Source organism: Chryseobacterium foetidum (genome assembly GCF_025457425.1).
GTDB lineage: Bacteria > Bacteroidota > Bacteroidia > Flavobacteriales > Weeksellaceae > Chryseobacterium > Chryseobacterium foetidum.
This window is the reverse complement of the sequence record NZ_JAMXIA010000001.1, coordinates 2,092,051-2,105,545: the sequence shown is the minus strand read 5'-3', so window position 1 is coordinate 2,105,545 and position 13,495 is coordinate 2,092,051. Positions and strand designations below refer to the sequence as shown.

The 13,495-nt window shown below is 35.6% G+C and carries 17 protein-coding genes; 8 read left to right on the top strand and 9 right to left on the bottom strand.

Going from position 1 to position 13,495, the window contains the following annotated elements:
- Window positions 1-55 precede the first annotated feature (55 nt).
- Window positions 56-937 carry a bestrophin family protein gene (locus NG809_RS09915; RefSeq protein WP_262150230.1) on the bottom strand — a complete coding sequence of 294 codons (882 nt, stop codon included), beginning with the start codon at window positions 935-937 and terminating at the stop codon, window positions 56-58.
- A 526-nt stretch (window positions 938-1,463) separates the two neighbouring features.
- Between NG809_RS09915 and NG809_RS09910 the strand changes: the two genes are divergently transcribed.
- The 3 genes from NG809_RS09910 to mutS all read left to right on the top strand — a co-directional run bounded on the left by NG809_RS09910 (window position 1,464) and on the right by mutS (window position 5,631).
- Entirely contained in the window at window positions 1,464-2,348 is an 885-nt protein-coding gene (locus tag NG809_RS09910; RefSeq protein WP_262150228.1) for a cupin-like domain-containing protein, read from the top strand.
- A gap of 69 nt (window positions 2,349-2,417) precedes the next feature.
- A complete protein-coding gene (locus tag NG809_RS09905; RefSeq protein WP_262150226.1) occupies window positions 2,418-2,846 on the top strand; it encodes a hypothetical protein in 429 nt (142 codons plus the stop codon).
- Between the two features lie 196 nt (window positions 2,847-3,042).
- On the top strand, window positions 3,043-5,631 hold the full coding sequence (mutS, locus tag NG809_RS09900) for a DNA mismatch repair protein MutS (RefSeq protein WP_262150224.1): 2,589 nt from the start codon (window positions 3,043-3,045) through the stop codon (window positions 5,629-5,631).
- Between the two features lie 40 nt (window positions 5,632-5,671).
- On the opposite strand, the gene NG809_RS09895 is transcribed toward mutS, so the two are convergent.
- The 3 genes from NG809_RS09895 to NG809_RS09885 form a co-directional block, all read right to left on the bottom strand.
- The gene (locus NG809_RS09895) at window positions 5,672-6,112 is read right to left on the bottom strand and encodes an energy transducer TonB (RefSeq protein ID WP_262150221.1); all 441 of its coding nucleotides are present in this window, start codon (window positions 6,110-6,112) and stop codon (window positions 5,672-5,674) included.
- Window positions 6,113-6,129: 17 nt separating this feature from the next.
- Complete coding sequence (locus NG809_RS09890) at window positions 6,130-6,567, bottom strand: energy transducer TonB (RefSeq protein ID WP_262150219.1); 438 nt, start codon at window positions 6,565-6,567, stop codon at window positions 6,130-6,132.
- Window positions 6,568-6,647: 80 nt separating this feature from the next.
- Window positions 6,648-7,115 carry an energy transducer TonB gene (locus NG809_RS09885; RefSeq protein WP_262150217.1) on the bottom strand — a complete coding sequence of 156 codons (468 nt, stop codon included), beginning with the start codon at window positions 7,113-7,115 and terminating at the stop codon, window positions 6,648-6,650.
- 147 nt (window positions 7,116-7,262) lie between these two features.
- On the opposite strand from NG809_RS09885, the gene NG809_RS09880 reads away from it, so the two are divergent.
- A complete protein-coding gene (locus tag NG809_RS09880; protein WP_262150215.1) occupies window positions 7,263-7,649 on the top strand; it encodes a ribosomal maturation YjgA family protein in 387 nt (128 codons plus the stop codon).
- Here NG809_RS09880 and NG809_RS09875 read toward each other — a convergent pair.
- Genes NG809_RS09875 through NG809_RS09855 form a run of 5 tightly spaced genes read right to left on the bottom strand, consistent with a single transcriptional unit; the run spans window position 7,619 to window position 11,085 of the window.
- A complete protein-coding gene (locus NG809_RS09875; RefSeq protein WP_262150213.1) occupies window positions 7,619-7,855 on the bottom strand; it encodes a hypothetical protein in 237 nt (78 codons plus the stop codon). The two genes, NG809_RS09880 and NG809_RS09875, sit on opposite strands and share 31 nt — an antisense overlap.
- 42 nt (window positions 7,856-7,897) lie before the next feature.
- On the bottom strand, window positions 7,898-8,815 hold the full coding sequence (locus NG809_RS09870) for a YARHG domain-containing protein (protein WP_262150211.1): 918 nt from the start codon (window positions 8,813-8,815) through the stop codon (window positions 7,898-7,900).
- Complete coding sequence (locus tag NG809_RS09865; protein WP_262150210.1) at window positions 8,812-9,450, bottom strand: DUF2306 domain-containing protein; 639 nt, start codon at window positions 9,448-9,450, stop codon at window positions 8,812-8,814. The genes NG809_RS09870 and NG809_RS09865 overlap by 4 nt, the downstream gene beginning before the upstream one ends.
- A gap of 9 nt (window positions 9,451-9,459) precedes the next feature.
- Entirely contained in the window at window positions 9,460-9,873 is a 414-nt protein-coding gene (locus tag NG809_RS09860) for an energy transducer TonB (RefSeq protein ID WP_262150209.1), read from the bottom strand.
- Window positions 9,874-9,879: 6 nt separating this feature from the next.
- The gene (locus NG809_RS09855; RefSeq protein ID WP_262150208.1) at window positions 9,880-11,085 is read right to left on the bottom strand and encodes a BaiN/RdsA family NAD(P)/FAD-dependent oxidoreductase; all 1,206 of its coding nucleotides are present in this window, start codon (window positions 11,083-11,085) and stop codon (window positions 9,880-9,882) included.
- A 280-nt stretch (window positions 11,086-11,365) separates the two neighbouring features.
- Between NG809_RS09855 and NG809_RS09850 the strand changes: the two genes are divergently transcribed.
- From NG809_RS09850 to NG809_RS09835, 4 genes are all read left to right on the top strand, one after another.
- On the top strand, window positions 11,366-11,860 hold the full coding sequence (locus NG809_RS09850; protein ID WP_262150207.1) for an acyl-CoA thioesterase: 495 nt from the start codon (window positions 11,366-11,368) through the stop codon (window positions 11,858-11,860).
- An 85-nt stretch (window positions 11,861-11,945) separates the two neighbouring features.
- Entirely contained in the window at window positions 11,946-13,010 is a 1,065-nt protein-coding gene (thiL, locus tag NG809_RS09845; protein WP_262150205.1) for a thiamine-phosphate kinase, read from the top strand.
- Between the two features lie 115 nt (window positions 13,011-13,125).
- Window positions 13,126-13,338: a DUF2683 family protein gene (locus NG809_RS09840; RefSeq protein ID WP_262150203.1), complete on the top strand. Its 213-nt coding sequence runs from the start codon at window positions 13,126-13,128 to the stop codon at window positions 13,336-13,338.
- A complete protein-coding gene (locus tag NG809_RS09835) occupies window positions 13,323-13,478 on the top strand; it encodes a hypothetical protein (RefSeq protein ID WP_262150201.1) in 156 nt (51 codons plus the stop codon). Before NG809_RS09840 ends, NG809_RS09835 begins: the two co-directional genes overlap by 16 nt.
- The last annotated feature ends 17 nt before the right edge of the window (window positions 13,479-13,495 follow it).

Sequence of the window (13,495 nt, the reverse complement as noted above, 5' to 3'; positions counted from 1 at the left end):
ACAGTGTCAGGCTGAGCTTGTCGAAGCCATCAATTTTAGTTGCATCGCATATTAACTATTCTCTTGCACCCATTATCTGATGCACATTTCTCTCAATATTCTGCGCAATCGTCTCCATCGGAATATCATTTTCATCATTATTAAAAGGATCTTCAATTTCCTCTGCAATCAGTTCCAGACTCATCAACACATAATATACAAAAACCGTCAGCGGAATCATAAATAATCCAAGATTGATCACATACGCAATCGGCAGAGCCAAGACATATAAAATAATGAATTTCTTTATAAATGATGAATAAGAATAAGGAATCGGTGTGTTTTTAATTCTCTCACAGCCGCCACAAACATCCAGAAAACCGGAAACCTGTGTGTCTAAATACAACATTTCAACATCCGAAATTTTTCCTTCTTTCTTGAGTTGATATAATTTCTCAGTAAGCTGAATCATCAGATCATTGGGTGCGTGATTTTTTAATGAATTTTTGATTTCCGAATAATCCTCATCCAAAGCGAGCCTCGTCGATTCCTGAGAAAGATGTTTTGCTAAAAGATGCGGGAAAAACTTTAGATATTTTGAAATTTGATCAGCAGATTCTCTGTCTTCTTTAAGAACAGTATTGATTTTGATGGCAAAATTTCGGGTATCGTTCATCAGTTTTCCCCACAGTTTTCGTCCTTCCCACCAACGGTCATACGCCGTATTTGTTCTGAAAACCAAAAGCAAAGACAACACAAAACCCAATAAAGAATGAATCATTCCCACATTGCTGACCTTCGATTTTGACGTTAAATGTAAATATTCAATTTCCAAATACTGGATTCCGTAAGAGTATACTGCCATCAAAACCATCGTCGGAAACAAAATTTTCAGCGTATCACTTCTGTGCAAGCTGATGAGGATCTTCAGGAAATTTTTGGTGTTGTAAACTCTCATGGTTTGTGTGCTTTCTGCAAAGATAAAATATTCGGTTTATTGTTTCGTGGAATTTTAAAGTTAAATCTCTCCATTCGGATGAAGCTGACAAGCAGATTTTTTTTGTTATTATTATGCCACGAATGCACGAATTTTTTATCACTTGTTACTGAAGTTGTAATCTAAATAACTCGTTATTTATTAAATGATGAGTATTTAAAATTGTATTTCCTTGCTAAATGAAATGCCATTGTTTGTCTTAAAAGAGTAATTCAATTTAAAACTTTGTATATCCTTGCGATAAATCGCCGCAGGTATGAATAAGAAATTTAATGTAAATAATTAAATAAAAGTAGTCACAGCCGTTTCACTATTATTCGAAAGAAAAATTTAAAAATATACAAATCAATAATATTCGTGCATTCGTGACAATTTTATTCACAATCATCCGTGCAAATCTGTGAAATCTGTGCGAACTATTTTCACTCCGAAATTTTCCCAAATTTCAAAAAAACACTATTTTTATTTTTCATTAAATACAAAACAGATGATTCTCGAAAACGTAGATGTTGTCAGCGACATCAGCAAAGAAGATTTTCAGGAAAATTATTTCAAAAAACAGAAACCACTTCTTATAAAAAACTACGCAAGCAGATGGGAAGTTTTCGAAAAATGGAATTTTGATTTCATTAAAGAAAAAGCGGGCGAACAGGAAATCCCACTCTACGACAACAAACCTGCTGATGCCAGAAAAAGTTCGGATGCTCCGGTTGCCAAAATGAAAATGAAGGATTATATCGACACGATAAAATCTAAACCTTCTGATCTCCGTATTTTCTTTTACATTATCACAGATCGGCTTCCTGAATTGCTGAAAAACTTTACATATCCAGATTTGGGAATTAAATTTTTCAAGCGACTGCCTACTTTATTTTTTGGAGGAAGTGAGGCTCATGTTTTAATGCATTACGATGTTGATTTGGGCGATTTTATGCATTTTCATTTTGAAGGTAAGAAAAGAATTTTGTTATTTGACCAGAAACAGTCGAAGTTTTTATACAAAGTTCCGCTGTCAGTGCACACGGTTTACGATATTGATTACGAAAATCCGGACTACGAAAAATTTCCGGCTCTGAAATACGCCAAAGGCTTTGAAATTTTCATGGAGCACGGCGATGCGCTCTTCATCCCCGGTGCATTTTGGCATTTCAACAGATATCTGGAACCCGGATTTTCAATGTCGCTCCGGGCGTTGCCGAATAAACCTAAAGTTTTTGCCAATATGCTGTACCATGTTTTCATTATGCGCTACACCGATAAAATTTTACGAAAACTATTTAAATCAGAATGGGTTGATTACAAGCAGAAATGGGCTTACGAGAAAGCGACTGAGGCTTTGGAAAAGTACGAGAAGCGAGCTGCGAAGAGATAATTTTCCCACAGATTGCACCGATTTACACAGATTGGTTAGATAAAAATTTAACCCCTATAAAAAACAAATATGAATTTTAGTTTCAGTGACTATTTTAAAGATTACGATGTCAAAGATGGGTTCAAAAAAGAGTTTATTTCACTTTGGACAGGTTGGCTTGGCAAAGAAAATTATCACATACTAGATGATATACTCGAAAAAGACTGGATAAAATTCAACCATTTAATTATCAACATTTCAAAACATTACGAAATTCTAGTAGCTGATTTGGATAAAAGTAAATTGATTAAGATTGATTATATTGAAAAAACATTATCCAGCTATAAAGAATATTTGAATAAGCCGTGCACTCAGTTCTCAATTTATGTTATTCCGGAACTAATCTGTGTATTAGAGGAACATTGGGATTACACTTATATTTTATGGTATAAAAATTATGAAATTGTTGAAAAATTAAGTTTTATAATTGAGGAATCCGGCTTGTTTCATTTTAAATAAAAAAAGATTTTAAAAATCCCTACTTAATCTTATAAAAAGCGTATTTGTCTTTCCGCAGAAAACTAAATTATTATGCCGAGATGCTTTCAGCATGACAAACTAAACCTTAAACATTTGTTTTCAATTTCCCAAAAACCCTTCTCTCTCAAAAATTAAATTTCCTATTTTTACCAACCCAATTTTAAGAACGATTTCAATGGCAAAGGCGACGAAGAAAGAGACCCCGTTAATGACGCAGTACAACACCATCAAGGCGAAATATCCTGATGCGCTGTTGCTTTTCAGAGTGGGCGATTTCTACGAGACTTTTGGGCAGGATGCTGTGAGAACCTCGCAGATTTTGGGAATTGTTCTGACCAAAAGAGCCAATGGCGAAGGGCATATTGAACTGGCGGGATTTCCGCATCATTCGGTGGATTCTTATTTGCCTAAATTGGTCAGAGCCGGAATTCGTGTGGCGATTTGCGACCAGTTGGAAGACCCGAAAACCGTCAAAGGAATTGTAAAACGAGGTGTCACAGAATTGGTAACGCCAGGTGTGACATTCAACGATCAGGTTTTGACTTCAAAAAAGAATAATTTCCTGCTTTCACTTCATAAAGAAAAAGAAAAATACGGAATTGCTTTGGTCGACGTTTCTACCGGGGAATTTTTGGTGAGTGAAGGTAATTTAGATAAAATTTTACACATCATCAACACCTTTGATCCGAGTGAAATTATTTATCAGCGAAGCGTACAGATTCCTGATCAGCTGAAAAACAGAAATGTCTTTAAACTCGAAGACTGGGCGTATCAATACAATTTCGCTTACGAAAAACTGACAAATCAATTCAGAACCAATTCATTAAAAGGTTTTGGTGTTGAAACTTTACCTTTGGCAATCACAGCTGCAGGAGCCATTTTCGCTTATCTGGTTGAAGATACGCACCACAAATTACTGGCGCACATCACCAAAATTCAGATTATTCCTCAGGAAGATTATCTGATGATGGATCATTTTACGCTGAGAAATCTTGAAATCGTTTATCCAAGCCATCCGAAAGGAAAATCTCTTTTAGATATTATCGATAAAACTTCCACTCCGATGGGTGGAAGATTGTTGAGAAGAAGAATTATTCTGCCTTTAAAATCGGTTGAAGAAATTGGCCGTCGACTTTCATTGATTGATTTTTTAAACGAAAACGATAATCTTAAATACGAAATTTCCCAACTTTTGAAAGCAATCTCAGATTTGGACCGATTGATGGGAAAACTGGCGGCAGAAAAAATTTCACCTAAAGAACTCGGTTATCTTCGTCAAAGTCTGATCAATATTCAGAAAATTAAGGGTTTGCTTCATCCTCACACTGATGTTTTGGCTTGGTTGGAACCTTTAAATTCATTGGACGATTTGATTCAATTGCTTGAAAATCATTTAAATGAAGAACTTCCCGTCAATCTGGCGAAGGGAAATGTCATCAAACAGAATATTTCTGAAGAACTTGATCATTTACGCGGTTTACAAAATAAGGGTCGTGGTTTTCTGGACGAAATGTGCCAACGTGAAGTGGAACGCACTGGAATTACAAGTCTGAAAATTGATTTTAATAATGTTTTCGGATATTTTATTGAAGTAAGAAATACGCACAAAGATAAAGTTCCGAGCGACTGGATCAGAAAACAAACGCTTGTTAACGCAGAAAGATACATCACTGAGGAATTAAAAGAATACGAAAGTCAGATTCTTGGAGCTGAAGAAAAAATAAGTGTTCTGGAGAACCAACTGTACCGGAAAGTATGTTCGGACACGATGATTTACATGGACAGAATTCAGGAAAATTCAAATATCATTGCTCAGCTTGATGTTGCGGTGGGTTTATCTGAACTGGCGGTTTCTGAAAGTTATACAAAACCTGTTTTGAACGATGGTTTTAAAATCGATTTAAAGGAAGCCAGACATCCCATCATTGAAAATGCCCTTCCTTTGGGAGAAAAATATATTCCGAATGACATCTTTTTAGATAAAGATTCCCAGCAGATTATCATGGTAACAGGTCCCAACATGGCGGGTAAATCGGCGATTCTCCGTCAGACCGCTATTGTTTGTCTGATGGCGCAAATCGGAAGTTTTGTTCCTGCAAAACACGCTGAAATCGGAGTTTTAGATAAAATTTTTACAAGAGTTGGAGCTTCCGATAATATTTCTGCCGGAGAATCAACATTTATGGTGGAAATGAATGAAGCAGCCTATATTTTAAATAATATTTCCGACCGAAGTTTGATTTTACTGGATGAAATAGGTCGTGGAACCTCAACTTACGACGGAGTTTCCATTGCCTGGGCGATTGCGGAATATCTTCATCAGCATCCTACGCAGGCAAAAACTTTATTTGCAACGCATTATCATGAGTTGAATGAGATGACTGTGAATTTCGAACGGGTTAAAAATTTCCACGTTTCCATTCAGGAGAATAAGGGAAATATCATCTTTTTGAGAAAACTGGTTCAGGGCGGAAGCGAGCACAGTTTCGGTATTCACGTTGCAAAATTGGCCGGAATGCCATCAAAAGTGGTCAACAGAGCCAATGAAATTTTAAAAACTCTGGAAGCAAGCCGTTCTCAGGGAGGCTCGTCAGAAGGTGTGAAAAGGGTGACTGAAGAAAATTTGCAGTTGTCTTTCTTTCAACTGGATGATCCGGTTTTGGAAAATATCAGAGAGGAACTGAATAAAATTGATATCAATACATTGACGCCCATTGAGGCTTTAATGAAGCTGAATTCTATTAAGAAGATGATTGGGAAGTAGTTGGAGTTGGAGTGTTGGAGTGTTGGAGTGCTTGTGAGTTTTAATGGGAATTCATTACAATAGGAATCTGCATTATATTCTTCACGAAATTGCCATCTTTCTTTGCCGGAGTCCATTTTCCTTTGATCTGTTTTGCAGCAAGTTTAACAGCTTTATTAAACTTTTTATTGGAACCCCAAACCTGAATTTCTGAGATCGTTCCATCTCTTTCCACAATGAATTCGAGAGTTGATTTAAAATTGTCTTCATCTTTTAACAATTTTAAACCGTCAAGAGATATTGTATTTTTTAGTTTTTCAACAAAATCTTCTTTGCCATTTAAAAACAAAGCCTTGTGATCGGGATAATCATAGCAAACTGTAATTATTGCGGTGTCTTTTAAATCCCCTTCTTTGACAGGTGATGTCGTGGGATGTACATCCTGAGCTAAGAAAATTCCAGAGCAAAGTAAGGACAGAAATATTGTAATTTTTTTATTCATAATTATTTGAAAAAAAACTAGTCAACCGCAATCATCACAGGAATTCTGAATCTGCTTCTCACAGTTTCACCTTTATATTTCGCCGGTTTCCATTTGTCTTTTAAGCTTCTTACTGCCTTAATGACTTCATTGTTGAATTTTGCATTAGTGCCTTTTGCCTGAACATCACTAATAGAACCGTTACGCTCAACTACAAAACTGACTATTGTTTTAAATGTTTTCTCTGTCGCATTTTCGAAGGAAGAAATGACAATCATTTTATTGAATTTATCTCTGAAAATATTAATTCCTTGAGGAAATTCTGCCACTTCTGTAGGGTTTTCATACACTTTAATGATACTTAAAGGGAGATCAGCATTACGGTCAACTGCGGGCGGCGGCGCCGGAGAATAGGTTCTTTGTGCTAATATAATTTGACTAAAAACCAATAATATAATTGTTGCAATATTTTTCATACTTGATTTTTATCAAAATTAGAAATTTAAAAACAAAATCGGCATCACCAAATGACGCCGATTGATTTTTGTATCAAATTTTACCATTTTCTCAAACCTATGGGAATATAGAAAATATAACGTACAGGTTTACCTCCAACTTTGGCTGGCTTCCACCTTTCGAAAACTTTTTTTACGGCTTCTTCGCCTGCAGCAGCGTGTTTTTTGTTTTTGCTGATGGCGGCATATTTTCTTACGTAGCCGTCTTTCTCTACAATAACGTATATGGTGGTGCTGAACTGCTCTTTATTTTTAATATCGATAATCGGCATATTCTCAGACACCTTGTATAAATAAAGTTTTTTGCCTCCCGGGTATTCCGGTTCTTCATCGGCCATTGTAACTACGTCTTTCAGGTCAAGTTTTTTCTGAAGCTCGGCGTAGTCTGGCAGCTCTTCAACGGTTTTAGCAACTTGCGGTTTTGCAGTTGTTTCAGAGCTGGGTTTGGTCTGTGCATTTGTATTTACTCCTAATGAAGCAAGCATTAATATTATAAATAACTTTTTCATTCAATAATTTTTTACAAAATTAAAATAATTATCAACAACGCTTTCGTTACAAAAAAAATGCCTTTGATACGTTTTCATCTAAATTGTTATTAATAAAATTGGCTTTTTTTTGACAAATAAATTATGTTTGCAGTAAATAAACATGAAATGAAAATTAAATTCAGTCTGAAATACCTTTTGCTCTCCCTACTCCTTTTTTGCATCGAAGTTTTAATTGCGACGGTTTTAAAAAACAATTTCTTCGTAAGAGCCTATCTCGGTGATGTGATTGTGGTAATCTTACTTTACACTTTTGTGAGAACTTTTATAAAAATGAACAGTATTAAACTGATAGCCGGAATTTTCATTTTTTCATGTTTTATTGAGTTTGCACAGTATTTTAATATCGCCGAAAAATTAGGCTTCCAAAGAGGAAGCCTCATGCATATCGTTATTGGAAATTCATTTTCGTGGATTGATATTTTGTGTTATGCCATAGGATGCCTGCTTCTCTTGATTCCGGTTTATCTGAACAGAAATACCATGAGTTTCTGAAAAACCGTTATCATAAGCATCACAACGCCACCCACAACAATGGAGCCTACAAGACCATAAAGCCAAAAGGTTAAATATTTCTTTACCGAATCGTTTTCTATGACCTTTATTTTCCAGACTGATGTGATGATAAATCCTAAAAATATCTGAAAAAGTATGACTATCGGTAAAAAAAGTAAAATTGCAAAGTCGCCCAGTTTTCCCATGAATAAAGATTTTATTTATTTAAAAATCTGATTTGAAAAAAATTATCTTCCAAAATGGTCGTATTTATCTTCTGCATATTTTATGAAACGGTTCAAAAGAACAACGTTGTCTTTTTCCAGTTTTGAAAGCTGGTCATCCACATTATTTGAAACCGGAATATACCAGTCTGTCTGCTCAAAAAAGTATCTGTATGTAGGTTTTTTGAAGGCATAACCGTGTCTCGCAAAAACTGCATTTTTAATGATTTCCATATCGAGTTTTCTGAGATTTTTCAAATCTTTCTCAGCAAGTTTCTGTTTTGAAGCATTTATTTTGAAAACTGCGTCTGAGGCAAATCTGTTTTTTGATGTGGTGTAGGATTCGGTTTTACCATCATCATCAGTATATTTTTCCTTGAAATCCCTTGGATTTTCCCAGTCGATGAGATCAGAATCTTCATTAAGCATAAAATTGGGATTGTAGGCAAACTCTTTTTTAGCCAGCTTCAATTGCTTTACAGGAACATTGATGCCTGTTTTTTTATAAGCTGCCCAGCTTCCCGACATTGAATCCTTGTAAATTTTCACTTCAAATCTTCCGTCGGTTTTATCATTTCCTGGTTCATCCAAAATAAATGAATTGGAAGTTTCATTAAAAATCCCTCTGAAAGGTCTTTGATTTCCGTTTACAATGCTTTGTCCGTAGACAGAATCTTTTGTAATTCTGTTGATTTTGAGTGATAGTTTTCTGTAATCCGTTCCCTCATAACTTTCATTAAATTCTCTGTCGTAAATTTTTCCTTTACCAAAAAATTCCCCTGTGTAAATACCGTACAATTCTTTGTGAATTTCAGGAATTACTACAGAATCTTTCTTTTCTGCAACACTCTCGTTAGGTTTTTCTGTTGCTCCTTTTTCCTTTTTACAGCTTACCAAAGCGGCAACTGAGAAAGCAAGAAGCGATAATTTTACAATTTTCATATCTGTTTTTTTGTGATTAAGTATTCAATTAAAATAAAGTTTGGAACCCAACCGAGCCACGCGATAATTTCGTAAACATCCATTGGGTTTGGATGAAATAAATATACAATAATTACCTTCCAGATTCTCAAAGTAAGCGCAGAAACTGTAAGGGCAAAACTTCGCCACATCCACTGTTTATGTTCTTTAAATCTTTTCTGTCGGGCTAACTGATAAGCTTTAAAAGTTGTAAACCACCACAGACAACCCAGAATAACGAATGATGTTTTGGCTAAAATTCCTCCATTGGCAAAAATTCCCATGTAAATTCCGGAAGGTGCCGCAACTAAGAGAATCAGAAAAATATAAATTTTTCCGGCGTTTCTGTGAAAGTTTTTTAAGCCGAAATCTTTTCTGATTATGGCTAAAAACCCTGCCAGCAAAACAAAAATACTGGTATAAACGTGAGTATAGAAAAACCAAAGATATTCAGGTCTTCCTTCCACTTCGGTCTGTTTGATCATCAGAAAACTCACATCTGTTTTAAGCGGAACATATTCCAAAGTGATCTTCAGCATGAGCCAAAAGAAATATCCAAAACCGATGATGAGAAGGGTTTTTATAAAGATTGGGATGTTTTTTTTGAGGGAAAGCACTTTGTGTTATTATTCAAAAGTAACCTTAAAAGGTATTTTGTATCTGGACTTTACAAGTTCCCCATTTATTTTTCCAGGCTTCCATACTTTATTCTTCATTGAGCCTAAAGCTCGTATAGCTTCATTATTAAATACAATATCATTACCTGTAACACCTAAATTACTTATTTGACCATTTTCTAAAATCACAAAGGAAAGTTCACAGCTAAACTGTCCTTTACCTTTAATAGCGCTCGCATCAAAATTATCGCTTAATCCCTGTCTGAATTTATTTAATCCTCCAGGAAATTCAGCTGCCTGTTCTGTCATTGTGTAGATGCTGTCATTTAACGACGGTGTTCCTATTTTCAAATCACTCGTTTGCTGTCCGAAAGCATTTACAAAACTGAGAATCAATAAGATTTGCAGTAAATTCTTCATCATAATATTTTAGTTTAAATTATTCAAATCCTGAGCAATCAGCCATGCTTCACTCCAGCAAGCCTGAAAATTAAATCCTCCCGTCACGGCGTCGATATTTAAAACTTCTCCGGCGATATAAAAATTAGGCAAAATCTTTGAAGACATGTTTTTAAAGTTAATTTCCTTTAAATCAACACCTCCGGCGGTTACAAACTCGTCTTTGAAAGTCGATTTTCCCGTTACCTGAAATTTTCTTCTGCAAAGATTTTCAATAATGCTCTGCATTTCTTTTCCGGAAATCTGTGCAACCTGTTTGTTAACATTTACATTCGAAACTCCCAGAATTCTCTGCCAAAAACGGTTTGTTACCTCAAAAATTTTCGATGAGCCGATTGTTTTCTTCGGATTGGATTGTTTAAAATTAAGAAATAATTCTTCTGCTTCCTCACTTGATTTTGAAATAAAATTAACCTCAATTTCGAAATTGTATTTCACTTTTGCCAGATTGATAGCTTCCCACGCGGAAATCTTCAAAATCGCTGGCCCCGAAAGTCCCCAATGCGTAATTAAAAGTGGTCCACTCTCTTCCGTTTTCAGTTTTGGAATTGAGGTTTCTGCCATTTCGAAACTTGTTCCCAAAAGGTCTTTCAGTAAATCATCTTTGATATTGAAAGTAAACAGTGACGGAACAAGATCAATAATTTTATGCCCTAAATTCTCAATCATCTTTAAAGATTTCGGCGAACTACCGGTGGAATACACCACAAAATCCGCTTCAAAATCACCTAAACTGGTTTTGACTAAATATTTTTCATTCAGCTTTTCAATTTCCTTAACGGAACATTTTGTTTTTACCTCAACATTTTTCTTCTGGATTTCATTTAAAAAAGTGTTGATAATCGTCTGCGAAGAATTGCTTTCAGGAAAAACCCTGTTGTCATTTTCTATTTTTAACGTAATATTTCGTTTTTCAAACCAATCCATCGTATCACCAGTCTGAAATTTGGTAAAAACACTTAGCAATTCTTTATTTCCACGAGGATAAAACTGAACCAGTTCTTTGGGATCAAAACAGGCATGGGTAACATTGCAGCGACCTCCGCCCGAAATTTTAACTTTCTGAAGAACATCAGAATTCTGCTCTAAAATCGTAATTTTATATTTGCTTCCGTCAAGATTGGCTGCGCAGAAAAAGCCTGCCGCACCACCTCCGATAATGATTATTTGCTTCATAGTTTTTATTTAACCACAAAAGTCACAAAAGCTATCTTTTTTTTTTCAAAAGATCAAAAAAGGATTCTGATCATTCCATCTTTTCAAAAAAATTCAAAAGCTTTATGTAAAGGATTATTTCTGCAAAACTACAATTTTTATAAACCATCTTATTTGAGTAATTTTGTGACAATAAATCAACTGCTCAGGCACAATCCTTTTTTGAACTTTTATGAGCTGAATTTTAGCTTCATCATAATTATTTAATCTTTGTGACTTTTGTGGTTTAAAATAAATTTAAATGACTTTCTATCATACTTTTGAAGTTCGCTGGAGCGATCTGGATGCCAATAAACACCTTGCCAACTCTTCTTATGTACAGTATTGTGCACAGACGAGAATGGCTTTTATGAAAAAAGAAAAAATGGGTGTTACCCAAATGAGCCGTTGGGGAATTGGTCCGGTGATCATGCACGAGAGATTTTCTTTCTTCAAAGAAATTTTTGCCGATCAGAAAGTGATTGTAAGTCTTGAAATCGACGGATGTGCCGAAGATGCGGCGATTTACCGTTTTGTACACAAATTTTATCTTCCTGACGGCTCACACTGTGCAACCTCAGAAGCCACTGGAGTCTGGATCGACACGATGCTCAGAAAAATGACCACTCCACCGGACGATGTAGTTGAAGCGATGAATAAATACAAAACCGCGGACACCATTTTGATGACGAGAGAAGATTTTAAGAAACTGCCTTTCCGTCCAGAGAATATTGACCCAGCAATTTTTAATAAATAAATGATCATTGATAAATGATGATTGATACTGTACAACGTCTTCAAAATCATTTATCAATAATCAAACATCAATTATATAAAAAGATATGTTTGAAGATAAAGAACCAGAATTAACGCCCATTTCCAAATTAGGAGAATTTGGGTTGATAAAGCACCTTACACAGTTTTTCCCGATCGTCAATGATTCTACGGAACTCGGCGTTGGTGATGATGCGGCTGTGATCAATCCCGAAGGTAAAAAAGTGGTCTTAACTACCGATGTTTTGGCGGAAGGCGTACATTTTAACCTTGGATATGTTCCGTTGAAGCATTTGGGCTACAAGGCTGTGGTTGTCAACCTGAGCGATATCGCTGCAATGAACGCAACACCAACGCAGATTTTGGTTTCTCTGGCAGTTTCCAACCGTTTTCCGGTGGAAGCTCTGGAAGAATTGTATTCGGGAATTCAGGCGGCGTGTAAACACTATAAAGTTGACTTAATCGGCGGAGATACAACGAGTTCCAACGCTGGTTTAATCATGAGCATAACAGCCATCGGACTTGAAAACGAAGAAAATATTGTTAAAAGAAGCGGAGCAAAGCCGAATGATTTATTGGTTGTAACCGGAGATTTGGGCGGTGCTTACATGGGACTTCAGATTTTGGAAAGAGAGCATGCCGTTTTCCTTGCTGATCCTAATATGCAGCCTGAAATGGATGGGTTTGATTATATTTTGGAAAGACAGCTGAAGCCTGAAGCAAGAACTGACGTAAAGGCGACTTTGGAACAACTGGACATTAAGCCTACGTCAATGATTGATATTTCTGACGGTTTAGCATCTGAAATTTTACATTTATCTGACCAGTCTAAAGTGGGTTTTAGATTATATGAAGAGAAGGTTCCGATGGATAATCTGACGATTACAACGGCGGATGAATTTAATTTAAATCCTGTAATGACGGCTTTAAGCGGCGGCGAAGATTATGAATTATTATTCACAATTTCCCCGAATGATTTTGAAAAAATGAAAAACCATCCTGACTTTACCATCATCGGTCATGCCGTTGAAAAAGAGGAAGGAAACTTTATGGTGGCGAGAGGATCAAACCAACTGGTGGCTTTAACGGCGCAGGGTTGGGATGCTTTTTTGGGCAACCAGCAGAATGATTAGAATTTAATTTTAAATATTGTGAAGCCACTGCATTTTTGTAGTGGTTTTTTGATACTTTAAATTCAGTTAGCAGGCAATTCTAAATTTTGCATAACTTTGTAGAAAATAAAGTTTTATGGAAAATCTTTTAGTTATTCCTAAGAATAAAAAACAGTTGAATCTGCTAAAATCTTTACTTGAAGAAATGAAAATACAGTTCAGAACAGAAAAATCTGAATCAGAAGAAATCTCTGCGGATTTGAAAAACAAAATTGAAGAGGCAAGAAAAGAAAAAAAGGAAGGAAAATTAATATCAATAGATTCTAAAAATCTATGGGAAAATATCTAATAAAATACTCCAAAAGAGCAATCAATGATTTAAAGGATATAAAGAAATCGGGTCGGAAATTAGATATGAAGAAAATTCAAACTTTAATTCTGGAACTTGAAGAAATCCTCGAACCGGACTCGGATCACCTGAACAGTTAAAACATTTTGATGGAGAA